The 24877-nt window shown below is 66.7% G+C and carries 25 protein-coding genes; 7 read left to right on the plus strand and 18 right to left on the minus strand.

The features are described 5' to 3' along the window. Window positions 1-146 precede the first annotated feature (146 nt). The 5 genes from rpsN to AC6CH3_RS17125 form a co-directional block, all read right to left on the minus strand. Window positions 147-452, minus strand: coding sequence for a 30S ribosomal protein S14 (rpsN, locus tag AC6CH3_RS17105; RefSeq protein ID WP_003798555.1), 306 nt, complete (start codon window positions 450-452; stop codon window positions 147-149). Between the two features lie 2 nt (window positions 453-454). After that, window positions 455-622, minus strand: a complete 168-nt coding sequence (gene rpmG, locus AC6CH3_RS17110; protein WP_003798558.1) for a 50S ribosomal protein L33 — start codon at window positions 620-622, stop codon at window positions 455-457. Next, window positions 622-858: a 50S ribosomal protein L28 gene (gene rpmB, locus AC6CH3_RS17115; protein ID WP_400481670.1), complete on the minus strand. Its 237-nt coding sequence runs from the start codon at window positions 856-858 to the stop codon at window positions 622-624. Before rpmB ends, rpmG begins: the two co-directional genes overlap by 1 nt. 377 nt (window positions 859-1235) lie before the next feature. Next, window positions 1236-1997, minus strand: coding sequence for an SGNH/GDSL hydrolase family protein (locus AC6CH3_RS17120; RefSeq protein ID WP_498133551.1), 762 nt, complete (start codon window positions 1995-1997; stop codon window positions 1236-1238). A gap of 68 nt (window positions 1998-2065) precedes the next feature. After that, entirely contained in the window at window positions 2066-2557 is a 492-nt protein-coding gene (locus AC6CH3_RS17125) for a MarR family winged helix-turn-helix transcriptional regulator (RefSeq protein WP_498133552.1), read from the minus strand. An 89-nt stretch (window positions 2558-2646) separates the two neighbouring features. Here AC6CH3_RS17125 and AC6CH3_RS17130 point away from each other — a divergent pair, with 89 nt between their 5' ends. Next, window positions 2647-2949 (plus strand): YciI family protein, encoded by a 303-nt coding sequence (locus AC6CH3_RS17130; RefSeq protein WP_498133642.1) that lies wholly within the window; start codon window positions 2647-2649, stop codon window positions 2947-2949. Window positions 2950-2954: 5 nt separating this feature from the next. Here the strand turns inward: AC6CH3_RS17130 and AC6CH3_RS17135 are convergent, their stop codons facing one another. The 10 genes from AC6CH3_RS17135 to AC6CH3_RS17180 all read right to left on the minus strand — a co-directional run bounded on the left by AC6CH3_RS17135 (window position 2955) and on the right by AC6CH3_RS17180 (window position 16147). After that, complete coding sequence (locus AC6CH3_RS17135) at window positions 2955-3788, minus strand: SGNH/GDSL hydrolase family protein (protein ID WP_498133553.1); 834 nt, start codon at window positions 3786-3788, stop codon at window positions 2955-2957. Window positions 3789-3871: 83 nt separating this feature from the next. Next, window positions 3872-4903 carry a siderophore-interacting protein gene (locus tag AC6CH3_RS17140; protein WP_498133643.1) on the minus strand — a complete coding sequence of 344 codons (1032 nt, stop codon included), beginning with the start codon at window positions 4901-4903 and terminating at the stop codon, window positions 3872-3874. Between the two features lie 62 nt (window positions 4904-4965). Further along, window positions 4966-5796: an ABC transporter ATP-binding protein gene (locus tag AC6CH3_RS17145; protein ID WP_498133554.1), complete on the minus strand. Its 831-nt coding sequence runs from the start codon at window positions 5794-5796 to the stop codon at window positions 4966-4968. 1 nt (window position 5797) lies between these two features. Continuing rightward, on the minus strand, window positions 5798-6865 hold the full coding sequence (locus AC6CH3_RS17150) for a FecCD family ABC transporter permease (RefSeq protein ID WP_498133644.1): 1068 nt from the start codon (window positions 6863-6865) through the stop codon (window positions 5798-5800). A gap of 89 nt (window positions 6866-6954) precedes the next feature. After that, complete coding sequence (locus AC6CH3_RS17155) at window positions 6955-8094, minus strand: FecCD family ABC transporter permease (RefSeq protein ID WP_498133555.1); 1140 nt, start codon at window positions 8092-8094, stop codon at window positions 6955-6957. Between the two features lie 6 nt (window positions 8095-8100). After that, window positions 8101-9210 (minus strand): iron-siderophore ABC transporter substrate-binding protein, encoded by a 1110-nt coding sequence (locus tag AC6CH3_RS17160; protein WP_498133556.1) that lies wholly within the window; start codon window positions 9208-9210, stop codon window positions 8101-8103. Window positions 9211-9384: 174 nt separating this feature from the next. Continuing rightward, complete coding sequence (locus AC6CH3_RS17165; RefSeq protein WP_498133557.1) at window positions 9385-10167, minus strand: hypothetical protein; 783 nt, start codon at window positions 10165-10167, stop codon at window positions 9385-9387. 220 nt (window positions 10168-10387) lie between these two features. After that, a complete protein-coding gene (locus tag AC6CH3_RS17170) occupies window positions 10388-13855 on the minus strand; it encodes an ATP-binding protein (protein ID WP_498133558.1) in 3468 nt (1155 codons plus the stop codon). Then, complete coding sequence (locus AC6CH3_RS17175) at window positions 13852-14697, minus strand: DUF4194 domain-containing protein (RefSeq protein WP_498133559.1); 846 nt, start codon at window positions 14695-14697, stop codon at window positions 13852-13854. Before AC6CH3_RS17175 ends, AC6CH3_RS17170 begins: the two co-directional genes overlap by 4 nt. After that, entirely contained in the window at window positions 14690-16147 is a 1458-nt protein-coding gene (locus AC6CH3_RS17180) for a DUF3375 family protein (RefSeq protein WP_494033840.1), read from the minus strand. The genes AC6CH3_RS17175 and AC6CH3_RS17180 overlap by 8 nt, the downstream gene beginning before the upstream one ends. Window positions 16148-16483: 336 nt before the next feature. Here AC6CH3_RS17180 and AC6CH3_RS17185 point away from each other — a divergent pair, with 336 nt between their 5' ends. From AC6CH3_RS17185 to AC6CH3_RS17195, 3 genes are all read left to right on the plus strand, one after another. Next, window positions 16484-16786, plus strand: coding sequence for a hypothetical protein (locus AC6CH3_RS17185; RefSeq protein WP_498133645.1), 303 nt, complete (start codon window positions 16484-16486; stop codon window positions 16784-16786). 62 nt (window positions 16787-16848) lie between these two features. Further along, complete coding sequence (locus AC6CH3_RS17190) at window positions 16849-18894, plus strand: acyl-CoA dehydrogenase family protein (RefSeq protein ID WP_498133560.1); 2046 nt, start codon at window positions 16849-16851, stop codon at window positions 18892-18894. Window positions 18895-19072: 178 nt separating this feature from the next. Further along, entirely contained in the window at window positions 19073-19903 is an 831-nt protein-coding gene (locus AC6CH3_RS17195; protein ID WP_498133561.1) for a TIGR04086 family membrane protein, read from the plus strand. 57 nt (window positions 19904-19960) lie between these two features. On the opposite strand, the gene AC6CH3_RS17200 is transcribed toward AC6CH3_RS17195, so the two are convergent. Further along, the gene (locus AC6CH3_RS17200) at window positions 19961-20374 is read right to left on the minus strand and encodes a YchJ family protein (protein ID WP_498133562.1); all 414 of its coding nucleotides are present in this window, start codon (window positions 20372-20374) and stop codon (window positions 19961-19963) included. 206 nt (window positions 20375-20580) lie between these two features. Here AC6CH3_RS17200 and AC6CH3_RS17205 point away from each other — a divergent pair, with 206 nt between their 5' ends. From AC6CH3_RS17205 to AC6CH3_RS17215, 3 genes are all read left to right on the plus strand, one after another. Beyond that, a complete protein-coding gene (locus tag AC6CH3_RS17205; RefSeq protein ID WP_498133563.1) occupies window positions 20581-21390 on the plus strand; it encodes a hypothetical protein in 810 nt (269 codons plus the stop codon). A gap of 100 nt (window positions 21391-21490) precedes the next feature. Then, complete coding sequence (locus AC6CH3_RS17210) at window positions 21491-21892, plus strand: DUF4282 domain-containing protein (RefSeq protein ID WP_498133564.1); 402 nt, start codon at window positions 21491-21493, stop codon at window positions 21890-21892. A gap of 146 nt (window positions 21893-22038) precedes the next feature. Next, complete coding sequence (locus AC6CH3_RS17215) at window positions 22039-23148, plus strand: sulfite oxidase (RefSeq protein ID WP_498133565.1); 1110 nt, start codon at window positions 22039-22041, stop codon at window positions 23146-23148. A gap of 49 nt (window positions 23149-23197) precedes the next feature. On the opposite strand, the gene AC6CH3_RS17220 is transcribed toward AC6CH3_RS17215, so the two are convergent. Together AC6CH3_RS17220 and AC6CH3_RS17225 are read right to left on the minus strand one after the other, a co-directional pair. Beyond that, window positions 23198-23971, minus strand: a complete 774-nt coding sequence (locus tag AC6CH3_RS17220; RefSeq protein WP_498133566.1) for an SDR family NAD(P)-dependent oxidoreductase — start codon at window positions 23969-23971, stop codon at window positions 23198-23200. A 39-nt stretch (window positions 23972-24010) separates the two neighbouring features. Then, complete coding sequence (locus AC6CH3_RS17225) at window positions 24011-24835, minus strand: sugar phosphate isomerase/epimerase family protein (protein WP_498133567.1); 825 nt, start codon at window positions 24833-24835, stop codon at window positions 24011-24013. Window positions 24836-24877 lie beyond the last annotated feature (42 nt).

Here is a 24877-nt window from a genome sequence, read left to right on the forward strand (position 1 = left end):
ACAATCAGGTGCCGGCGTCGTAATTCCGTTCTGTGTGGTGCGTCACCCGCGCCGGTCCGGCGGAGGATGGGGCGTTAACGCAAAGAAGGGCCGGCAACCATACGGTTGCCGGCCCTTCTCAAGCAGCTGGAATCAGCGGCGCTGGATTACCAGGAAGACTTCGTGATGCCCGGGAGCTCACCGCGGTGAGCCATGTCGCGGAAGCGAACACGGGAGATGCCGAACTTCTGGAAGGTGCCGCGGGGACGGCCGTCGATGATGTCGCGGTTACGCAGACGGATCGGGGAGGCGTTGCGGGGTAGCTTCTGCAGGCCGAGGCGTGCAGCTTCGCGTGCTTCGTCAGTCGCGTTGGGGTCAACCAGGGTCTTCTTCAGCTCGAGGCGCTTTGCGGCGTAACGCTCAACGATGACCTTGCGCTGCTCGTTGCGAGCGATCTTGGACTTCTTAGCCATGTTTAGCGCTCCTCTCGGAATTCGACGTGCTGGCGGATCTTGGGGTCGTACTTCTTCAGGACCAGACGGTCCGGGTCGTTACGACGGTTCTTACGGGTGACGTAGGTGTAACCCGTGCCCGCGGTCGACTTGAGCTTGATGATCGGACGTACGTCCTTGTCCTTAGCCACTAGAGCTTCACCCCTCGTGCAAGAATGTCGGCGACGACTGCGTCGATGCCGCGCACGTCGATGGTCTTAATGCCCTTTGCAGAGACCTGCAGGGTGACATTACGGCGCAGGGACGGAACCCAGTAGCGCTTCTTCTGAATGTTCGGGTCGAACCGGCGCTTGTTGCGGCGGTGCGAGTGCGAAATGCTGTGTCCAAAGCCCGGCTCGGCTCCGGTCACCTGGCAGTGTGCTGCCATGACGACTCTCCTCTGAAAAATGATTGAAACGGCTGGCAGCGTTCTGCGTCACCGTGCGGCAGGCAGCGTCCGCATCCAGCCCCAATGCCATTCCCCACGCTAAACTCTTCGGCAAAACCGGGAATTCATTGCTGCGGCGAAATGCGATGGGCCACGGGCACCGGGCAATGGAAGCCATTGCGAAGTGCCGGAATGCTGGGCGAATACAGGAATGCACGCAACTTGAGCCCCTAACTACCGGCCTGCAGGACTGTCATTACTGCCAACAGCCACCGCCAACCGGAGCAATTGCACACGCTCCGCGCCACCTAGCGCCTACCAAGTCTACGAGACGTGAGAATTAAAGGCGAATCCGGCGGCGCAAACCTAGACAACCCTTAGAGCCGGGTGAGTTGTGCGTACTTCGGCTGGAGGCCGTCACCCGAGGATTTTCCGGTGACCCGCCGGACAACCCAGGGCGCAGCGAACTCGCGGAACCATTGCGCGTTCGCACGGAGGGCGTCCACGCCGCTGAGCTCCGGCACCGGCGTCATGGGCGGAACCTCGATGGAGTGGTCATGCTCAAGTACGGTGAGGACGCGCTTGGCCATGTTGGCATGGCCGGCGGCGGACATGTGCATGCGGTCCTTGGCCCACATGCCCCAGTCGTAATACTCGTTGAAGCGCCAGTAGTCGACCAGCAGCGCTCCATGGTCGCCGGCGATGCCGCGGACGAGTTCGTTGTAGATAGCTGTGCGGCCGCGCATCGTGCCGAACACTTTTGAGCCGCGGGCGTCGAAACCTGTAAACATCACCACCGTGGCGCCGGCCGCCCTGAGTTTGCTTATGCCGGCGTCGTAATCCTCCAACAGGTTGTCGATATCGATCTTGGGCCGGAGGATGTCGTTGGCGCCGGCGTAGATGCTCACCAATGTCGGTTGAAGTTCGACGGCGGCATCCACCTGCTCAGCCATGATCTGTCGGAGCTTCTTGCCACGGATGGCAAGGTTCGCGTAGCCAAATCCCGGATCCGCGGCACCGAGTTGCTCGGCGACCCGGTCTGCCCAGCCGCGTACACCATTGGGACGTGCGGGGTCGTCGTCACCGACCCCTTCCGTGAAGGAGTCTCCCAAGGCTACGAATCGGGACGTGAAATTCATGGGTCCAGTCTGCCAGCAGTTGCCGCGAGCAACCAAGACGCGCCTGTTCGTGCCGCCGCTCCGGGTGGCTACTTCCTGGGAGGCTGTTCGCGGAGGATCCAGTGGTTGCTGTCCAGGCGCCCCACGATCTTTTCCCCGATGCGCGCGAGGTCCGCGACATCCTGCTCAGTCAGGGCGTCAAGGAACAGCGAGCGGACTGATTCCACATGACCCGGAGCCAGTCCCACAATGGTCCTCATGCCCTGCTCAGTCAGGTGTGCGGTGGTCACGCGCGCATCCCCCGGGTGCGGCCGGCGCTCCACCCACCCACGGCTCTGGAGCTTGGTGACCACGTGGGAAAGCCTGGAGAGTGACGCGCTGGTCCGGGCGGCCAATTCACTCATGGGCAGGAAGCGTCCCTCGGCCTCGGAGAGCATCGCCAGAACGTTGTAGTCGAACAAAGACACCTTGCCGGCAGTATGCAGCTGGGTGTCCAAGGCCGCCGGCAGCATGGTGTTGATGCTCAGCTGGGCGAGCCAGGCCCGGCGTTCATCGGCGTTGAGCCAGCGCGGTTCCGTCATGGCTCCATCCTAGGAGAAAAGAAGATTGACGATTCAAGCGGCACACTGTCCGGGGAAGGCAATCTATGAATAACGGTAGGCTGGCGGGCATGTACGTTGTTTCCCTGACCTACAAGGTTGCCCAGGATATCGTCGACTACCACCTCGATGCCCACGTGGCCTGGCTGAAGGACGCCTTCGACGAGGGCGTATTTATGGCTGCCGGCAGGAAGGTCCCGCGCACGGGAGGCCTGCTGCTGTCAAAAGCCGACCGGCAAACGCTGGACGCCTCCCTGGCGAAGGACCCGTTCTACGTCAACGGTGTGGCCGAGTTCGAAGTCATGGAATTCGCCGCGAACCGGGTGGCTCCGGGGTTTGAGAACCTGCTGGACCAGCCCGCGCCGCAGAATTAGCCAGCTCAGGGTTCGGCCTGCTCGATCAGCTTCTTCAGGCCGCCCTTGCGCGGCACCTTCACGGGCTCCGGCCAGCGCGGGGTCAGGTTGTCCCCGAGGGTGACGCCACGGATCTTCCGTCCAAAGAGTGGAAGCACCCAGTCGTTCACCCAGCGTCGTTGCCGTCGCTCCCAGTCGCGCAGCGTAATCCTCGACGGGGGCTCCCACTCCTTGAGGCTGATCTTGTGCGGCACGCCGAGGTGGTCCAGGACCTGCGCCGCCACATACTTGTGGCCGGCCTTGGACATGTGCAGGCGGTCGGCGTCCCACATCCGGCGGTCCTGCAGGGCGTCGAAGCACCAATAGTCCACCAGCACTGCTCCGTACTTGGCGGCGAGTTCCCGCACCCGTTCGTTATAGGAGGCGTTTCTCCTTTTCAGCGGCTCCAGGAGCGCGGACACCCTGACGTCGAATCCTGTGAACAGCACGACGGTGGCGCCGGTTCCGGCGAGTGTGGCCACGAGCGCCTCATACTGCTCCATGAGCGTGTCCATGTCCGTGCCGAAGTCCAGGATGTCGTTGCCGCCGGCATACAGCGTAATGAGGGTAGGTTCCAAGGCAACCGCCGGTTCCAGCTGTTCGGCGATGATGTGGCGCAGCCGCTTGCTTCTAATGGCGAGATTGGCGTATTCCCAGCCCGGCTCCGCTTTGGCGAGCCTCTCCGCCACGCGGTCGGCCCAGCCCCGCACACCGTTCGGCAGATGCTTGCTCCGGTCCCCCACACCCTCGGTGAACGAATCGCCCAGGGCCACGTACCGCCGTCGCCCATCCCGGTCCGGAAGCAAAGGATAAGAACCCACCCGGGACAAGGTACACACCCGGAGAAACGCGAAGGCAAACCGCAGATGAACGGTGACGCTCCTTCCGGGGCAGAGCGCCGGGCCTAGAGTTCGGCCTTCCCCTGCCGCCAGTACCCCATGAAGGCAACCTGCTTCCGGTCGATGCCGACGTCCCGGACGAGATAGCGCCGCAGGTCCTTGATGACGCCGGCCTCACCCGCCATCCAGGCATAGAACGGCATGGCGCCGGCGGGCACGGCCGGGTTCTTGGTGGCGACGATGGCCGCTGTGTCCATGCGCGCAGGCGTCTCCCACAGGATCTCCTGGTCGACGTTGACGTCCTCCGGCTCGGGACCGGCGGACGCGTCGGGAGACTTGATGCCCACCCAGCCCGGCACCGGGACGGCGGCCCGGACCGCTTCCTGGAGCAGCTCGCCATGCGGACGCGAGCGCCCGATCGCGGCGCCGCGCGCGAGCCAGGTGATGTCGACGTCGGCATCGGTTTCGAGATCGAGGAAGTCGCCCGCCTCCGGGACTTCCAGGAAGGCGTGCCCGGTCATGTACTTCGGCAGGCTTTCGAGGACGGCGCTGATGGCGGGAACGGCCGTCTCGTCGCCCGCCAGGAGCACGCGCTGGGCCAGGCCCGGCCGCCATTCGATGCCCGAGTAGATCTCCGCCGTAACGCAGTGCGCGGCACGGTTGTTCGGCCCGATGATGGTCATGGCATCGCCCGGGCGGGCGTTGCGCGCCCAGTTCGCTGCGGGCCCGCCGTGGCCGTCCGCATCGAAGTGCATGACGAAGTCGACGTCGATCTCGGGGTACACGGCGTCGAGCCTGGCGTGGCGGACGGTGTACGTGCGCATGGAGCCGCGGACGGCCGGATCCATGGCGAGCCATTCCTTGTACCAGCCCGTGTTCTCCATGTGGAAGGGGGGCAGCGCGAGCTGCGTGCCGTCGTCGGCAAGGGAAGGGATCACCAGCTTGATGCGCAGGTCCATGGTCCTGCCGTGCACGCCGAAGTCGCGCAGCGAGTAGCCGCCGAACGTGATGCGGCGGAAGTTTGCTCCGAGCTCCTGGACGGCGCTGACCGTGACGTCGAACGCGAGGGTCATCGGCTCGGTGGCGAGCTGCGGCATGGCCCCGGACCTTTCCCGTGCCGCGGCCTTCGTGCCTGTTCCGGCAGGGCTGTTGACTGAGCTCATGAGACCAACTCCAGGGTTGTGGGTACGGCTTTTGGGGATGCGGCGTGGTGGCGTCCGATCGGGATGATCAGCGGAGTGCCGGAAACCGGGTCCGGCAGCACGCGGGATTCCAGCCCGAAAACATCCAGGACCAGCTCTTCCGTGATCACGTCGGGGGCCCCGCCCTCGGCGACGATCCGTCCGCCTTTCAGGGCAATGACGTGGTCCGCATACCGGGCTGCGAGGTTCAGGTCGTGCAGCACGATGGCCACCGTGGTGCCGCGCTGCCGGTTGAGGTCGGTGACAAGGTCCAGCACCTCCACCTGGTGCGCGAGGTCCAGGTAGGTGGTGGGCTCATCGAGCAGGAGCACGTCCGTTTCCTGGGCCAAGGCCATGGCGATCCACACGCGCTGGCGCTGCCCGCCGGACAGCTCGTCGACGTTCCGCCCGGCGAGCTCCAGCGTTTCGGTGGCTTCCAGCGCGCGCTGCACCGCGGCGTCGTCCTTTTCTGACCAGCTGCGGAAGAAGCCCTGGTGAGGGTACCGGCCGCGGCCCACCAGGTCCCTGACCGTGATGCCGTCCGGGGCGGTGGGGTGCTGCGGCAGCAGCCCCAGGGTGCGGGCCAGTTCGCGGGCGGGCAGGGAGTGGATGTCCTTGCCGTCGAGGGTGACGGTTCCGCCGGCGGGTTTGAGCAGCCGGGACAGGCCCCGTAGCAGCGTGGACTTGCCGCAGGCGTTGGCGCCCACGATCATGGTCACCCGGCCCTCCGGGATCTCTGCCGTGAGCCCCTCAACGACGCGCCGCTGGTCGTACTGCAGCGTCAGGTCCTTCGCTTTGAGAACAGCCATGTCAGGCATCCTTTCGGTTGGCGGTGACGAGAAGCCACAGCAGGAAGGGGGCGCCGAGGGCGCCGGTGACCACGCCGACCGGCAGCGCCGTGCCGTCCAGCAGCAGCGGGGCGATGTTGGCGGCGAAGTAGTCGGCGGCCAGCACTATCAGGGCGCCTACAAAGGCCGACGCCGGGAGGCTGGCTTTGCCGGTGAAGCGGCGGGCAATGGGGCCGGCCAGGAAGGCGACGAAGGCCACCGGCCCGGCTGCCGCCGTCGCCACGGCGGCCAGCGAGACGGCGGTGAGCACCACGCCCAGCCGGGCGCGGTCCACGCGGATGCCGAGCCCGGCGGCGGTGTCATCGCCCAGCTCGATGATGCGCAGCGGGCCGGCCAGGACTGCGACGGCGGGCACGAGGACCAGGAGTGCCGCCGCCAGCACTCCGGCGCGGTCCCAGCTCGCGTGGTTGAGTGAGCCGTTGAGCCAGACCAGTGCGTCGGCCGCGGTGCGGATGTCCGTGCGGGTCAGCAGGAAATTCACCAGCGCGCCGAGTGCCGAGGCGATGCCCACGCCCGCTAGGATGAGCCGGTTGCCCGCGGCGCTGCCGCTTCCCGCCCGGGAGCCGGCGCCTCCCCTCAGCGAGCCGCTGCGGGAGATAGCGTAGATCAGCGCCGCGACGCCAAGGGCACCGCCGAGGGCAGCACCCGAAACGGCCGCGCCGGTGGCCCCGAATACAACGATGGCCGTGACGGCGGCGGCGCTGGCCCCGTAGCTGATGCCGATGACGTCGGGGCTGGCCAGCGGATTGCGGAGCATTGTCTGGAACAGGCCGCCGGACAGTCCGAAAGCAACGCCGATCATGCTGCCGATCACCGCCCGCGGCAGTTTGCTTTCCATCACGATAAAGCTGGCACCCGGAATTCTCTCGCCGCCGGTGAGGTGCGCAGTGAGGATCCGGAAGAAGTCGGGAACGGTGACGGTGTAGCTGCCGAGCAGGATGCCCGCGGCGAAGAGGATCACGACGGCGGCGCCGAGGACCGCTGTCCGGTTCAGCAGCGCCCGGCGCAGGAATGACGCGCGAACGGGCAGATAATGCCCTGTTTTCGCGGTTTTGAGGGCATTATCTGCCGGTTCGCGCTCTAGGCGGGGGGCCTCAGGTGCCCGTTCGCGCTGGGTGGTCACAGTCCGGCCCCCTTGCCGCGGCGGACGAGCCACACGAAGACCGGGGCTCCGACGAGGGCGGTCATGATGCCTGCGGGAACCTCGCCCGGCAGCAGCACCACACGACCGATGACGTCGGACACAAGGAGCAGGGCCGGGGCGAGCACCAGGGAGAAAGGGAGGATCCAACGGTAGTCCGGACCGGTCAGGAAGCGGACCGCGTGCGGGATGACGAGGCCGACGAACGCGATCGGGCCCGCGAGTGCGGTGGCTGAACCACAGAGCAGCACGATGCCCAGCGCCGTCACCGAACGTGCCAGGCCGACCCGCTGGCCGAGCCCCCGGGCAAGGTCGTCGCCGAGGGCCAGGCTGTTCAGGATGCGACCGGTGCAGAGCACGATCAGCGCGCCGGCCGCCAGGAACGGCAGGCCGGGCAGGATGACAGACCAGTCGCGGCCGGCGATGCCGCCCACCTGCCAGAACCGGAAGCGGTCCAGGGTGTCCTGGCTGGAGACCAGGATGACGTTCATCAGCGAGTACAGGCCTGCGCTGAGGGCTGCGCCGGCCAGGGCGAGCTTGACGGGCGTGGCACCGTCCCTGCCCATGGACGCAATCAGGTAAACCACGACGGCGGCCGCCGCGGCGCCGCCGAACGCGAACCAGATGTACGCGCCCAGGGAGGACGCGCCGAAAAGGTAGATGCCCGTGACCACGGCCAGGGCCGCACCGGCATTCACGCCGATGATGCCAGGATCGGCCAGCGGGTTGCGGGTCACGCCCTGCATCGCGGCGCCGGCCAGACCGAGTGCCCCACCGGCGAGCAGTCCCATGATGGTGCGCGGGATCCGGGCATGGATCACGGCGTGGTCGCCGTCGCCCGGATCGAACTGCGTCAGTGCCTGCCAGACCATGGCCAGGGAAAGGCCCCGCGCCCCCACGGCCAGCGACACTCCACAGACAACGACAAGTACGACGACGGCGGCGGCCAGCCAGGCGGCCCGCATTCCGGGGGCGCGCTTTACCTTCTCGCGAACTGGCAGCTGATGCCCCGTCAGAGCCGAAATGGGGTCGTTAGCTGCCAGTTCGCGCGGGGCGAGCGGGCCGGACGGTGAGCCGGGCATCCTGCTGCCGGCCGCCGTCGTCGTACGTGGTGTCATTGCTGGTTACTGGACCGCGTCGGCAGCTTTACCGAGCTGGGGGAGGAACGTGTCCAGCGACCACGGCAGGCTCAGGGGCGAGGCGGCCGAGATCGAGAGGGTCAGCGTGTTGTCCGAGTCGGCGACCAGGGCACCGTCCTTGATGGCGGGGATCTGGCCGAGCAGCGCGTCCTTCTTGATGGCGTCGGTGGTCTTGGCGTCCGGGACCCACGTCACGAAGATGTCGGAATCCAGTTCGTTGGCCTTCTCTGCGGACCATGCCAGGAAGAAGTCCTTGGAACCCTTGGCCTTCTCCTCCACGACCGGGGCCAGCTTCATGCCGATGGAGGACAGGAACCGCGGGCGGTTGTCGTTGGCGGTGTAGACGTTGACACCGTCGCCCTTGGCGGGCTCAAGGTTTCCGTAGATGAAGGTCTTGCCCGCGAGCTGCGGGTACTTGGCGGCCTTCTCCTTGATGGTGGCCTCGGTCTCGGAGATCAGCTTCGCTGCCTCGGCTTCCTTGCCGAGGGCCTTGCCGATGATGCTGGTGGAGTCCTGCCAGGAGGTGCCGTAGGCGACGTCGGGGTGGGCAACGACGGGAGCGATCTCGCTGAGCTTCTTGTAGTCCTCTGCGGTCAGGCCCGAGTAGGCGCCGAGAATGACATCCGGGTTGAGCTTGGCGATCTCAGTGAAGTTGATGCCGTCAGCCTCGGAGTACTGAGCGGGGGCCTTGTCCGTACCGAAGCCTGCGCCGAGCTTTTCGAGGGCGGCGTCCTTCCAGGGAGTGGAGCCTTTGTCGTTGCCGCCCCACTCGTTCTTCGGGATACCCACGGGAACCACGTCCAGGGCGATGGCGACGTCGTCATTTACCCAGGACACGGTGGCGACGCGCTTGGGCTGCTCTTTGATGGTGGTTTCGCCGAAGGCGTGCTTGATCGTCACGGGGAACTGCGAGCTGGACGATTCCGAAGCTGAGGGATCTGAAGCGGAAGCGGCCGGGCCGGTGGAGCAGCCGGTCAGCGCCAGGGCTGCGGCAGCCACAACGGCGGTGGCCTTGCCGGCGGTCTTGAGGAGGGTGCGGCGGGTGGTACCTGCGCCGGGCACACGGCCGGGGCCGGAGAAGAGGGGGGAAGTCACGGAACTCCTTAGATCAATGAAGCGAACGCGACTAAGGCTAGCCTATCCTCTCTCGAATTACGAAAGCTTTGCATCGCGTAATTCTCTGTGTCATGCCCGCATCCCGCAGCCCCCTAATACTTCGCTGGTTGAGCTTGCCGAACCTGGCCCGGCAAGCTCAATCAGAGCTCGGGTTCAGCGGTAAGAAATGCTCAGCAGGAGTGCCTTCAGGGCCTGCCCTTCGTCGCCCGCCAGCCATGCCTTGGCGGCCGCGTCGCTGGCAAAGGGCTTTTCGATGAACTGGACCTCCGCCACGAGCACATCTTTTCCGACGCGGATGATGCCGTCCTGCGCCAGGTCTGCGCCGGAGGGCGGGGCCCCGGCCGTGAGGTGCATGCGGTAGACGGAGGTGTCCGCCACCCGGTCCGCGTAGAAGGAGTAGTGCGCGGCGGGGGCCGGCTGCTTCTGCAGGCCGGGAACCGGCTGGGTTTCGAAGACGTTCCTGGTGACCGGGTGGGTCACGCCGTCAGCAACATGGCCGGAGTATATGGTTGCCTGCCGGTTGCCGTTGACGTCGTACACAGTTGCCGTGCCCGATGCCGGCGCCGCCCCCAACCCCGTGAAGAGTTCCACTTTCCATGTGGCCGGGTATTTAAAGGACACCTTGTCACCAGGGAACGTGAAGGTTGCCAGGTCAGCGGAACCGGGCGCGGCAGTGCCGGAGTCGGCAGCACCCGGCGCACCGCCCCCCGGCGCCGCAGCTCCCGGCTTCGTGCTGGCAGGTGCGGGCGAGGCCGGCGCAGGCGTGGCGGTGGCGGGCGCATCCGTGGCAGTCGCGGTGGAGGTGGCGCCGACCGCCGCCGCCGACGGGGTCGCATTGTGAGACGCCGACTCCGCGACTGCCCCGCACCCGGCAAGGCTGAGGGCGGCGGCGGCCGCCAGGGAGGTAACGAACGTGGCGCGGTGAGCAGAACGCATGATGGTGCCTTTCGTGAGGACGCCGTCAAGCTCGGCAGAGGGTGGCTCTGGCCCGCCGCGTGGGAGTGTTGATGACCCTGTGGAGCTGTGGCGAAGTTGGTGCTCACCAGATTCGCACGCGGAAATGCGCTCCCACTAGCTCGTCATCAATAAATCCATCGATTTGTTATAAAGCAAAGGCAAGGTCACGGGGGAATGGAGTCCAGCGGCGGCGGCACCCTCAGCGCAGCACGATGTCCACGGGGTTCGCCTCGGACCGCCATTGGCCTTCGGATCCGGGCCTCGGCCCAATCACGGGGGCGGTCAGCACGCCCGAGCGGTTGGTGCGCTTGTCCCGCAGGATCTCCGTGACGGAACCGAGATGCCGCGACAGGTCGATCACGTTTTCCGGGGCGGCCAGGAGCAGCTGGAAGCCGAATTCGTGCAGCGCCTTGATGCCGGCGCCGGCGAATTCCTCGGAGGCCAGGACGAACGCTTCATCCATCATCACCGTCCCGTATGTGGTGAAGCCCTGTTCGGCGATGCCCAGCTGGTAGCTCAGCGCCGCCGCCATGATGAACGCCGTGAACCGCTGCCGCTCACCGCCGGACATGGAGCCGGTGTCGGCGTGCATGAACACTTCGGTCCGCTTGCCGCCCTTGCTTCCGGCCGCCGCGTGGACTTCGCGGTGCTCCTTGCACTGGATGAACAGGTGGCCGCGGACATCCAGCACCTCGGCGCGCCAGCGCCGGTCCTCCGGGGCCTGGGAACCCAGCCGCTTCACGAGCGTTTCCAATGACTTGTAGCGGCTGGTGAGCTCGGCCTCGTCGTCCACGCTGGTGTGGGGGACTTCCCTGCCGGGCCGCGAATGACGGGTCTTCAGCGCGTTCTGGATGGCGTCCTTGAACTGCTTGGCCGTGGCCGGCAGGGTCTGTTTAATGTCCAGCTCCAGGAAGCTGCCTTCATGGAAGTTGACCTCGGAGAGAATGCCGTTGAGCGGCAGGATGCGGCTCATGATGGAGCGCCGTTCCTCGTCCAGCAGGTGCAGCAGCGTGCTGAACGATTCGTGGGTGCGTTGGTTGAAGAACTGCCGGAACTCCGCTTCCTGCGCCGGCAGGCCGTCGCTGACGATCGCGTGGTAGCGGGCTTCGAACTCACTGGCTGCGCCGATCGACGTGCCGTGGTCGGCCGAGATCGCCGTGCCCCACTCCCGCACGAATCCCTCGAAGATCCGGGTCAGCCGCTCGGACATCGCCTGTCCCCGGGATTCCGCGGCGTGCAGTTCCCCCAGCAGCTGGGTTCTGACCCGGGCGGCCAGGTTGTCCAGCTCATGCATTTCCGTCACGTCGCCGAAGCCCTCGAAGTACGGCTCCAGTGCGGCGGCGGTGGAGGCCGACGGCGGCGCCTGGGCCAGGCGGGTCCGCGCGGCTTCCAGCAGCGAATCGGCGGTGGTGAGCTGGTGGTCCAGTGCCTTGTACTCGCTCTGCAGCACCGCGGCCGCTTCGGTGCTGGACTGGTGCTTCTGGCGTGCAGCCTCGATATTGGCACGCAGCGGTTCGAGGTCGGCCTGCGCCGCAAGGGCATCCTTGAGCCGCTGTTCGATCCGGGCGAGTTCATCCGCGGCGACCGCCGCGGAGACCTGCTCCCAGGGACGGTGGTCCTCGGCCATGCGGCGCAGCGCCTCGAGCTGCCGGGACATGCCCTGGTGGGATTCCTCCCTGCTCTGGGCGAGTTCGGCTGCCTTGGCCACCTCCTGCTGCAGGTCCGCCACCTGTGCCGCGACGAGTTCCATCTTGGAGGCGTTATCGAAGCCAAGGACGTAGTCCTGGCGGCCGGTGAAGCGGTCGTCCTTCTCCACGGTGTGCCTGTTGCGCTTGACCACGCCGCCCAGGCTCAGGCCTTTCTCGAGCGCGGCAAGATCATCCGGATTTTCTACGCAGGGGTAGGCGAAGTCCAAGGCGATGCGTTCACGGATCCACTCGCTGGCCTGTGCGGCGGAGCCGCCGCTGGGCCCGGCGGCGAGGATGTCCAGCTTGGTCAGCAGATCGCCGTCGGAGACGTCCTCCACCGCCAGCGCGCCGCCGGCGAGCGGCTTGGACACATCCACGGCGCGCAGGGCGCCGCGGACGGTGTGGTCGTTCAAATAGCGCGTGACGGCGGCGAAGTGCTCGCCCGGAACCAGCAGCGTCGTGGCGAGGCTGCGCAACGCGCGCTCGGCGGCGGGCCGCCACTGTTCTTCTCCCTCGGCGAGGTCGATGAGCTCGCCGCCGAAGGGCATGAGTTCCTCGGGGACGCCCGTGGCGGCGGAGATCGCAGCGCGGTTCTCAATGCTCGACGGCGGCAGCAGGGACTTGCGCGTCTTCAGGGAGATGAGCTCCTGTTCGGCCGCAGCGAGTTCGCGTTTCTTCGTCGCATGCCCGTCAAAGGCCTCGAAGCGGAGCTCCTTCAACGTCTCCGAATCGTCCCTGAGTTCCGCGGAGCGGGCGGCGGCGAGCTCGTGCGCCTGCTCCCACCCCTCGGCCGTCCAGTCCAGCTGCAGGCCGGCATCGGCGAGCGACTGGCGGGCCGCCTCTTCCACCTGCTGGCGAAGCTTGAGGCCGACCCGGGCGTTCTCCAGCGACTGCTCGATGGAGGAGATGGCGTTGCCGCCCTGGTTGTTGTACTCAGCCTCGAGCTGGCGCAGGTCCTTGGCGAGGCTGTCACGGACGGCCCGTTCAGCGCCGAGCTCCTTGGCCTTGGCCTGCGCCCGTGCCTTGACCCGGGCGAGGGTCCTCTCGTGGACGGCGACGGCGAGCCGCTGCCGGTAGGCCTCGAATTCCTCGCCGGCAAGTTCCCGGAGCCGGTTTGCATCCAGCAGGGACTGGGCATAGTCCCTGTTCAGCTCCGGTACCGGGGCCAGCTGGTCGCGTTGCTGCCGCACGTCCTCAAGCCGCTGCCGGATGGACATCAGGTTGCTGAATTCCTCAACGACTCCGTCCGCAGCGGCCAGCGTCGCCGGCGCATCCAGCACCTGGTCGCGGAAGAACGTGTTGACGCTGCCGCCCAGGCCCTTGCCGGCCTGGATCACGCGGAGCAGCGGGAGCGCCTGGTCCGAGTTGATGCCCAGCAGCCGGCGGAACCGCTCGGCAAAGGCCTTGTGGACGTCGAACACCTGCGCGTCCGGGAAGATGCCTTCAAGTGCCGCCTTGGTGAAACGCTTCTCGGCGATGCCCTCAATGGCGGCAAGATCCAGGGGCCTGTTGTCGATCAGGTAATAACGCCCGACGCTGGACTCCGTGCCGTTCTTCGGCAGGTCAAACAGCGCAGACACCGTCACCGTGGTGCCGGCGGCGTTGTCGAACGTCAGGGCGACGGCGGACCACGTGGCACCGGGGCGCTGGAACGCGCTGGCCGAGCCCTCCCCCACAGCCTTGTCGCCCACCTTGCCGCGCATGTACGTGAAGGTGGTCCTCTTGTCCTCCACGGCCCCGCCGGAACGCTGGGCTGCCGCCTCGTTGGAGCGCGGGCGGGCGTCAAACACGCGCAGCATGGCATCGAACAGCGTCGACTTGCCGACGCCCGAGTTGCCGGTCAGGAGCGTGCCGTTGCGGTCCACATGCATCGTGTGGGCGCCGTGGAACGTGCCCCAGTTGACCACCTGCACCAGCGCCAGGCGCATCTGGCCGGGGTTGGTGAGTTCACCCATCGGCAGCATGGTTGCGATGCTCACTTGCCGCTCCCTTCGGCGTCGCCGTCGTCCTCAGTGTCCGCCGCTTCATCGGCTTCGACAGGCTCAACCAGCGGGCCGTCGTCGAGCTCCAGCATCGCTTCCGTGCCGGCGGGGTCTGCCGTTGCTGCCACCAGCGCTTCGATCTGGGCCGGGATGTCGCCGATGTTTTCGAAGGGGAGAGCCAGCGGGAGGGCGTTGGAGATCGTGTAGACGTCGTCCAGGCCGGTGGTGAGGAGGAGTTGGCGGGCGAGGAGCTTTGTGATGGCCCGGTTCACCACGTCCGAGTCGCGGAGGGCGTCCTGCTGGCCTGCCGGCTGGTAGTGCGCCACGAGTTCGGCGATTTCTTCACGCGTGATGGTGGGGTCGGTCTGGGCTGTGACGTGGCGGTCCAGCAGCAGCCGGAGGCGGAGCAGCACGATGGTCTCCACCCGGCTCAGGGCACGTTGCTGGCGCAGGATGCTGGAACGTGCGCTTCCTCCGATGGCCTCGGGGTCGACCGGCCGCAGGACAGCGATCTTGCGCTCGTGGTCCAGCTGCAGGGTGAGGAACAGTTCGGAGAGCCTGCTGCGGAGGATGAGCTGGTTGTCCAGCAGTGTGGTCCACAGCTTTTCGTCGCGTCCGCCGTCGACATAAGGGCCTTTCAGGAGCTTCACCAGTGCCTGGCGCACCTTCATGGGGAGCACGCCGGTATCACCGGGGAACAGTGCCGCACCGTCGACGAAGGTGTCCCGGGGGCGGACCGGGAAGGGATCGGTCCGGGTTTCGGCAGGCTCTGCCGGAGGGGCTTCGGTTTCGGTGGGCTCAACCGCCGGGGCGGCCGCCGTCGTCATCTCTTCAGTCATCAGAATCCTTCGTGAGGGTGACCACCGGAAGGTAGGCCTTGCGGGTGGTGCCGTCGATCTGTTCAAACTCGACGGCGTCCCAGGCTTCGCGGTCGAAGCCGGCGCCGTCGTGGAGGGCGTGCGAGAGCAGAGCCCGGATGGAGTTGATGTGCCGTTCCTCGGGAGGCAGCTGCCCCCACGCCTCGGCAAGGGACGCGGCGCCCGCCATGGCTGCCCGGATGGCCTCCGGGTTCGCCTTGCCGGTGCGCGGCGAGCGCACGCGGTCGGAGTCGCTGAAGGCGATCGGATCCGCGAGCTTCGGCGGGGCCGCGAATTCGTCGGGATCGAACAGCTTCACCATGGCCAGCGATTCGAAGCCTGCGTTGAAGAGCACTGGACCGGGGACGAGGCCTGGCCGCTCACGCTCGTACGGCAGTCCGCGGATGGCCTGTTCGGCTTCGCGCAGCACCTTGCGGAGCCGGACGGACTGGCGGAAGTCATCACTTTGGACGTAGGTGTTCAGGCTCTCGCTGAGCTTGCCATAGATGCGCTGGATCTGGCTGTGCTGGTGGCGAAGCTCGGCCACGAGGTTCTTCAGAGTTTCGCGGTCCTCCGCTGAGAGGTCGTCCGCGAATTGCCGGCTCAGCACCTCTCCGATCGCCGAGCGGAAGCGCAGCTGCTGCTGCGGATCATCCAGGAAGGCCGTGAAGGAACGGAAGGTCCTGCCCTCCGGGCTTTGCCGCAGCCGCTTGTCCGCTTCCAGCACCTGGGCCATGGTGGCGCCCTTGGTCAGCGATTCCTCGATGATCTGGTTGCGCAGCTCGCCCACAAGCTCCTCGATGCGGTCTCGCATCTTCTTGTAGTCGGCGGGCAGGCTGGCCGCGAGGTCCAGGATGTTGCCGGCGGCTTCCACGGCCTCGTCGTCATCGAGCAGCCCGTCAAAGTCCCCTGAGCTGATGTCCTGGATGAGCTGTTGACGCTCCTCGATCTCCTCCTCCAGGGACTCCAGCCGGGCGCTCTGGTCCGGGTTGGTTTCGTTGGCGAGCTTCTCCACGTCGCCCAGCAGCGTGCCCAGCCGGGAACCGTTCAGCGTGGAACGTTCGCTGGAAAGACTGTCCAGGAAGGCCAGCACACGGGCGGCCGGTTCCGTGACCTCGTACACGATCTGTCCGGACTGGTTCCGTCGCGTCAGGAACTGCTTGCGCGTCCATTCATCGCCAAAGGTCTTCCCGTTGGCCGCACCACCCAGCCCCGGCTCCTGGCGGCGGAGCTGCTCAAGGAAGGAGTCGACGTCGGCATGGAACTCTTCCAGCGGAAGCTGCGGCCGGGTCCTGGTGAAGGACGCCTGCAGCACGGCAATCACCCAGGGGGCGGAGCGCGTGAGCGCCCAGGCGGGCCCCTTGGTTAGGAGCTCAAGGTCCCGGAGCCGTGCGCTGATGGCGTCAGCGGAAGACGCGGCAAACCGGGGCACACACTCTCCTAAGCTGCGTCGGGGATGGTCTGGGCAGGGGGAAACCCGAAAACTGCCAACTACAAGGTTAACGCAGAGCCTCTTTCCGCCGGTGCGCGCCGGCGCGCCCCTGCGCCACCCCGGACGGACAGCGGCCGCTGCCGTCCCCGCTGCCTGCCGCATAACGAAACCACTGTGACCGGTGAGGATTCTGAGACAAGGCCGTGACCTACGCAGCAGTATGATTTCGATCCCGTATCAACCGGCTCGACCCGCCTGCGAGGCTGTGGCTGGACCGCGCCTCCGCACCCTACGCTCGTGCTACTGATCAACCGCAGCAACGGCGCAGGGGGAAACATGCAGTTTGACCTAAGTGCAGTGGAGAACGCCACCTTGGTGTTCATCGGAACGCTGGTTTTTGCTTTGGCACTGGTTCTGTTCGTGGTGGTGGCGGCAATGACCGCCCTCGTTCTGGTAGGGGTGGGGCGGCTGGCATGGCTGGTTGTCGCCGGCACGCTGCTGGGCCTGGTCCACGGCATCAACCACGTGTGGGACCGGCTGGTCCACCACGCTTCCACGGTTGAGTTGCCGGGTGATTTTGCGGGTCAGCCTTCCCCTAGCACGGGTACTTACCCGCGGGTAGCATTGAGGGACAGCTGAAGGGTTCTCCACCCGCGGCGGACCCAGGGCTTGAGCCGGTCACCGGTTAGAGGAGATGCCCCGTGAGCTCCGCCACTGAGAGTCCCGCCACTGACGGCCGCGTCACCCGGCCCCAGGCCGGCGCCATCACGCCCATCGACAGTCCGGCGTCGGAAACGCCGGTGGCCGCCGAGAAGATCGGCTCCGGTGCATCTGCCGGGGATGCCAGAGCCGTCGCCGAGGCGGCCCGCGAGACGGCGTGGGAGCAGCCGAGTTTCGCCAAGGGCCTGTACCTCGGCAGCTTCGACCTCAGCCTCATCCACCCCTGGCCGGCAGCCAAAGCCGATGACGTGGAGCGCGGCGAGGCTTTCATGGAGCAGCTCACGGCGCTGTGCCGGACGATGTCCGGGCGGGTCATTGAGCGCGATGCCAAGATTCCGGACGAGTACCTGAAGGCGCTGGCTGACCTAGGCGTGTTCGGCATGAAGATCCCGCGGGAGTATGGCGGACTGGGGCTTTCGCTGGTGTACTACGGCCGGGCGCTGGGGCTGCTGGGCTCGGTGCACCCCAGCCTGGGCGCGCTGCTCTCCGCCCACCAGTCCATCGGGGTGCCGGAACCGGTGAAGGTGTTCGGCACTGCCGAACAGAAGCGGGAATACCTGCCGCGCTGCGCTGCCGGCGCCATTACCGCATTCCTCCTCACAGAGCCCGACGTCGGCAGCGATCCCGCCCGGATGGGCAGCACCGCTGTCCCCACGGACGACGGCGACGCGTACATTCTGGACGGCGTGAAACTCTGGACCACCAACGGCGTGATCGCGGAGCTTGTTGTGGTGATGGCCGTGGTGCCGCGGCACAGCACCGCCGACGGCACGGTCCACAAGGGCGGCATCACCGCCTTCGTGGTGGAAATGGACTCGCCGGGCATCACCGTGGAAAACAGGAATGCCTTCATGGGCCTTCGGGGCATCGAAAACGGTGTCACCCGCTTCCACCAGGTGAGGGTTCCGGCAGCCAACCGGCTGGGCCGCGAGGGCCAGGGCCTGAAGATCGCACTGACAACGCTCAATACCGGACGGCTTTCGCTTCCGGCCCTGTGCGTTGCCACCGGGCGCTGGAGTTTGAAGATCGCCCGCGAATGGTCCAATGCGCGCACCCAGTGGGGCCGGCCGGTGGGCAGGCACGAGGCCGTGGGCAAGAAGATCGCATTCATTGCCGCCACGGCGTTTGCCCTGGACGCTGTCTTTGAACTGTCCGCCGAGATGGCCGACGCCGGGCAGAAGGACGTCCGCATCGAGGCCGCCCTCGCCAAGCTGTGGTCGACGGAAATCAGCTACCGGATAGCAGATGAGCTGGTGCAGATCCGTGGAGGCCGGGGTTTCGAAACCGCGGATTCGCTGGAGGCCCGGGGCGAGCGCGCCGTGCCCGCGGAGCAGCAACTGCGTGACCTGCGGATCAACAGGATCTTCGAAGGGTCATCGGAGATCATGAAGCTGCTGATCGCCCGTGAGGCCGTGGACGCCCACCTGGCCGCCGCCGGGGATCTGGCCTCCGCGGACGCCAGCCTGTCAGACAAGGCGAGGGCCGCCGTCGGGGCCTCCGGCTTCTACGCGAAGTGGCTGCCGAAACTGGTGGCGGGAGCCGGGATGGACCCCCGCTCCTACAGCGAGTTCGGCCGGCTCGCCAAGCAGCTGCGCTTTGTGGAACGGTCCTCACGGCGGCTGGCCCGGCAGACGTTCTACGGCATGGGGCGGTGGCAGGCCAGACTGGAGCACAAGCAGGCATTCCTGGGACGGATCGTGGACATCGGCGCCGAGCTCTTCGCCATGGCCGCGTGCTGCTCGCGTGCGGAGATGCTGCTGCGAACGGCTCCCGAGCAGGGCGCCACGGCGTTCGAGCTGGCCGAGGCCTACTGCGAGCAGGCCCGCGTCCGCGTGGACGAATACTTTGACCAGCTGTGGCGGAATACGGACGACGGCGACCGCGAACTGTCACGCAAGGTTCTCGCCGGGGATTACGTGTGGCTGGAAGCCGGGGTACTGGACCAGTCCGAAGGCACCGGGCCATGGATCGCCGACGCTTCGCCGCACGCGTCCGCTAAGGAAGACCTGCACCGAAAGTACCGCTAACCGGGGAAGGAATCCGGTTGCATCCAGGAAGGGCGGCACGAAAACCCAGATAGTAAGCATCCTTGCTACAAAGCATTGAACGGAGTTAGCTAGAAGTGAGGCCAGCGCCTTGGCCTCGGCATTGCGTTGCCCGGCTTAGACCGTGAGCCTGGTCCGTTCAATGAAAGTGAGGCGTTCGATGAGCAGCCCAATCAGTTCCGAGGACAGACGCCCCCGGCACATGCAGTCAGGCCGCAGGCCCGACGAAACCCCGGTGTACGACGCCACCCAGTCACGCGAGGGGGACACACGGGAAGCGGACACCGTCGCACGGGACACTGACACAAGCACCAGGGCCATGACCACTCAGGCGCCCTACGCCGAGCGGGACTATGCTCCGGACCCGGAGGGCGACGACGCGCGGCCGCACTCCGACCCCAACCTCGCCTCACGGGAGACCGCGATCGCCCGCGAAAAGGAGGCTTTCGGCGGGGTCAAGGTGGGCTCGGCGTTCTTCGGCTGGCTGGCGGCCACAGGCATGGCCGTGTTGCTGACGGCCCTTGTGGCGGCAGCCGGAACGGCCGTGGGGCTCGCCACCAATCCCGACGTCAATGCCGCCATCGGCCAGGCGGCGTCGAACGAGACGGTGGGCCTCGTGGGCATCATCGTGCTGCTCTTGATCCTCTTCGTCTCGTATTACAGCGGAGGCTACGTGGCCGGGCGGATGGCGAGGTTCAACGGCGCCAAGCAGGGCCTGATGGTCTGGATCTGGGCGCTGATCGCCGCCATCATCGTCGCCGTCCTCGGCATGATCGCCGGCGAACAGTTCAATATCCTCGCGCAGCTGAACAGTTTCCCGCGGATTCCGGTGAACGAAGGCCAGCTCACCACAACCAGCATCATCGCCGCCGTCGTGGTCGCGGTGGTCGCTTTGGTGGCCGCCGTCGTGGGCGGCATGGCCGGCATGCGCTTCCACCGCAAGGTGGACCGCGCTGGCTTCACGCCGACGGCCGACTACGAGGAGCACTAGGAGCCACGGCACAGTGGGTCCCCCGTACCGCGCCCTGCAGGGCCCCGTCCGGACCGGCTAGGCCTGGTGAAGGACGACGGCGCCGGCGTCAAAGTAGTACCAGCGGCGGTCCACCCTGAGGAAGCGGCTGGTTTCGTGCTGGACGCCCCGTTTGCCGTCCTGCCTGAAATGCGCCGTAAACTCCACCAGGCCCTGGTTGTCCAGCGGGCCGCCGCGGCTCGTGGAGACGATGTCCAGCCGGCGCCACTCCAGCCCGGGATCCAGGTCCAGATCGGTGGGCCGGGTGTCCGGGTGCCAGGTTTTCAGGAGGTATCCGGCATCCAGGAGAACGAACGCACTGTACCGGGAGCGCATGAGCTGTTCGGCCGTCGCGGCGTCCGCGGCCCCGCTGTGGAAGCGGCCGCAGCAGTCGGCGTACTGCTCTCCGGAGAGGCAAGGACAGTTGCCGGTAAAGGTCTGGGACTGGCTCACGAAGTTCCCTGAAAGTGTGGAGTAAATTGCTGATCTCGACTATATGCCTAAGACGACAGGCCCGTCCGGTAACAGGTTCGAAACAACACCCGCCCGGCCTTGTCATGCGGGCATGTCGGCAGTAAATAGTCCGTAAGGTGGTAAAGGCTGTTGCATGTGGGCAATGAATGCCCCGGCTTGCAGCAGCGGTGGGTTAGGAGGGTGAAGTGGAAGATCCGACAACGGTTGCACTGAACCTGACGTTTTTCGGCACGGTGTTCGTGGCCCTTCTCATGTCGCTTGGGCTGTTCATTAGTTTCATCGTCATGCTCGTAATCGCCGGCTTCAGCCGCCTGCTCGTGCTGATCGTGATGGCCCTGTTCGGCAGGATCCCCAGGAACGACACCGTCGAAGTTGTGCGGCTGCCGGCCGACACGAAATCTAGGGAGGCGCTGCCTCCGAAGCCTGCGAAGGAACCCCGTGCCCCGCGCCCGGTCCGCGCACCGCGTCCTTCCGTGGACTGGAAGACACTGATGACCCGCGCCGGCCTGCAAAGCGCGCTGCGCACCGCCGTCGCCCATCACCCGCTGCTGACTGCGGCACGCCCGGTGCCGCCTGTCCTCGCGAAGGACTGGGCAGAGGCGGTTGCCGCTGCGGACGCCCGGGCCGTGGCCCGGGCACGGGAGACTGCTCCGGTGCTCGACATCCCGGTCCCGGAGGCGCCCGTCACAGGGGTGGGAGAAGTGGTGAAGGTGGCCCCGCTCGTGGAGTCAGCGCTGCACGGCGGCGAAGGCGCCAACGCCAGTCCGGTCCCGCCCCGGCCGACCCGCGCGCCCGGGGCGGGCGCAAGCGGACCAGATGCGGCAAAGGCCGCCGGGACTGCGCCGCAGGTCCAGCCGGTCCAGTCCTCTCTCGCCGCCTCTGCCCAGCCGCCGCGGCCGGCGAAAAAGCCTACAGATGTCGGGCACATGGCCGTCCTGGACACGGGATCCATGGTCTCGCTGGCGCAGCATACGGAAAACCGCGTCCGGTCCTAAGCACCGATCTTGAGCCATAGACCCCGGAGCCGCCTCCAGGGGTTAGGCTGGCAATGTCATCGCAATCCGCCGGCTTGCGGCGGGGAAGTCTGGGGGGACCATGAAGACCCTGTTTGACCTGTCATTTACCAAATTTGTAGCGCCGTCCATCGCCAGGATCGTGTACATACTGATCATGGTGGCGCTGGGCATCGCCTACCTCGCGTTCGTCATCGGCGCCTTCGCCAGCCGGAACGTGGCTATGGCCCTGCTCGTCATGATCGTGATCGGACCGCTGTTCGTCCTGATCTACCTGGCCTTGGCACGAATCGGGCTGGAATCCCTGGTGGCTGGCATACGCACCGCCGAAAACACCGCTGAGCTCCTTCGCCTCCAGGGCGGCACGCCTCCGGGCGGAACGTTCCAGGGCTCGGCCGGCGCCCCGAGCAGTCCCTACGGCTGGGGCCCCGCGGGCAACCAGCCTCCGGCACCGCCGCAGAATTACCAGCCGCCCGCCGGGTAGCCCTTCGAAGGGCCGGGACTTTTCGGAGCTTGTGGGGCTTCCGAAGTGTGGCCTGACGGGCAACTGTGGCATTGACGGCTTCGCGGGCTCGGCGTAAACCTGTCAAAGGGGACCAGCCCGCAGAACCGAGCAGAATCGCAAATGCCATGTCCAAGGTGATTTACAGGCGCCGCAAGTCCGCCGGGCCCGCGCCGCATCCGGAGGAACCCACGTACGGTCCGCTGACCAGTGCGGAGTTGCAACTCGCGGTACGGAACCATTCGATGCCGCTGGAGGCGCTCCGTGAGGATGTCACGCCGCCCGGGCTGCACTACGTACTGACGCACTTCGACATACCGCACGTGGATCCGGCGGCCTGGCACGTGAGGATCGGCGGCGCCGTCGAACGGGCCGTGGAACTGGGGCTGGCCGCCCTGAAGAGGGATCCGGCGATCAGCGTGCCGGTCACGCTCGAATGCGCCGGCAACGGGCGTTCACTCCTGAGGCCGAGGCCGCTGAGCCAGCCCTGGACGCTCGAAGGCGTGGGCACGGCCGTATGGACGGGAGTTCCTCTGGCCTACCTTCTGGGAAAGGCCGGGATTGAGCCGGAGGCCACCGAGGTGGTGTTCACCGGCCTGGACGAAGGAATCCAGGGCGGCGTCCGCCATCACTATGCACGCAGCCTGCCCATTTCGGAGGCCCTCCGCGCCGACGTGGTGCTGGCCTACAAGATGAACGGCGCCGACCTGCCACCGCAGCACGGCTACCCGCTGCGGCTGGTGGTTCCCGGCTGGTACGGCATGGCGAGCGTCAAGTGGCTGCACTCCATCCAGGTGGTGGCCTCGCCATTCCAGGGTTTCCAGCAGGCGGTCGCGTACCGCTACCAGCACACCGCGGAGGACGCCGGCACTCCGGTGACGCGGATGAGGGTCCGCGCGCTGATGCTTCCACCGGGTGTCCCGGACTTCTTCACACGCCGGCGGCACCTGCCGCGGGGCCCGGTGATGCTGCGCGGCCGCGCCTGGTCCGGCGAGGGCCCGGTGACGGGCGTGGAGGTCGGCGTCGACGGGCACTGGATGCCCGCGCAGCTGGACAGGCCGGCCGGCGCCTATGCGTGGTGCAGCTGGAGCCTCCCCTGGGTGGCAGACCCCGGCGAGCATGAACTGGTATGCCGCGCAAGAGACGCTACGGGCGCCGTCCAGCCGCTCGAACAGCATTGGAATTATCAGGGCATGGGCAACAATGTGGCCCAGTGCGTCCGCGTGACCGTTGAGTAGGCAGGGAGCCGTTCAGCGCCCTTCATAGTCACTGAGCACCGCGCCGCCGTTAGTGCATGTGGCTTCCGCCGTTGATGTCGATGGTGGTGCCGGTCAGGTAGGCCGAGTCCTCGGAAGACAGGAACGTGATGACGGCGGCGACTTCCTCGGTGGTGGCGTTGCGGCCCAGGGGGATGCCGGCGTTGATGGCGGCCTCCTGTTCCTCGGTGCTTCCCACGCGGATGTTGGTGTCCACGGCACCGGGGGTGATGGCGTTGACGGTCACGCCGGTGTCACCGAGTTCGCGGGCCAGGGCCTTGGTGAAACCGAGGATCGCGGCCTTGGCGGCGGAGTATGGGACCTTGCCGAACACCCCGCCGCCGCGCTGGGCGGAGACGGAGGACATGTTCACGATCCGGCCCCAGCCGTTGTTGGTCATGTCCGGCAGGAAGGCCTTGGTGACGAGGTAGGTGCCGGTGGCATTGACGTCCATCACCTTGTGCCACAGCTCCAGGGTGGTCTCCAGGAACGGCGCCGGTGAGGTGATGCCGGCGATGTTCGCGAGGGCGCCCACGGGAGGGAGGGTGCCGGCGCCGACCTCGGCCGCCACTGCCTTGTGGGCGGCGTTGACGGAGCCTTCGTTGGCGACGTCAATCTCGTAGCCGAAGGCCGGGACGTTGAATTCGTTGCCGATTTCGGCGGCGACCTTCGCGGACTTCTCGCCGTCGAGGTCCAGGATCACCACGCCCCAGCCCTGGCTGGCGTAGCGGCGGGCGGTGGTGAGGCCGATGCCCCGGTCAGAGGTTGCCCCGGTGAGGACGGCGGTGCGCTGGATGGTGGTCATGATGCTCCTTGGGTTGCTTGATGTGCTTTTGGGGTCGGTTCAGATGAGGTCGGTGATGAAGCTGGCGGCCTTGGCGGCGGCGGCCGGGCGTTCGTCGTGGGTCACGTCGCGGGTTTCAAGTTCGAGGGAGAAGTGGCCCGTGTAGCCCTGTTCTGCCAGCGAGCGCAGCCCTCCGGCGAAATCAGTTAGCCCGTTGCCGATGCTGAGGTTGAGGTTGCCCGGCACGGCATCGCGCAGGTGAACGTGGGCAATCCGGCCCTTGTGGCGGCGCAGGTACTCCTGCGGGTCCTCGCCGGCGGCAACGATGTGGCTGAAGTCCATAACAATTCCGACGCCGGAGCCCGCCAGCCGCTGTGCCAGCGCTTCTGCGCGGTCCAGGTTCCAGCAGAACCGCAGGAAGTGTAGCGATTCGGTCCAGAGCTTGACGCCGGACTCCGCCGCCCGCCGGCTGGCCCGGACCAGCTGGGCTGCTATTTCGTCCAGATCCTCCTCGAGGCTCCGGACCGGCTCATGGCTCAGCCGGCCGCAGGGAAGCACCAGTGCCGTTGCCCCGGTTTTGGCTGCCAGCGTGAGCAGGGCGTCAAGGTGACGGCCCCGCGCGGCCTGACGGCCGCCGTCGAGCACTGCGTTGAGATCCCCGATGTCCCCATTGACCGAACGGACCAGCAAGCCGGACTCGGCCACGTCTTTGGCCACTGCGGTGACGGCATGCCCGTCCAGTTTATAGGGAACGTGGTTGCAGACCCCGGGAAGGGCCCCGAGGTCGATCTCCTCGAAACCCAGCCCCGCAATGGTCCGCAAGGCGGTGGGAAGGTCCTGGTGCCTGAAGCTGATGGATGAGCATCCGAGTCGGGAATGGAACATCGTCGTTGATCCTCTGGTTGTTCGTGCCCGGCAGGCAGGGTA

The sequence above is a fragment of the Arthrobacter sp. GQ119 genome (assembly GCF_059759125.1).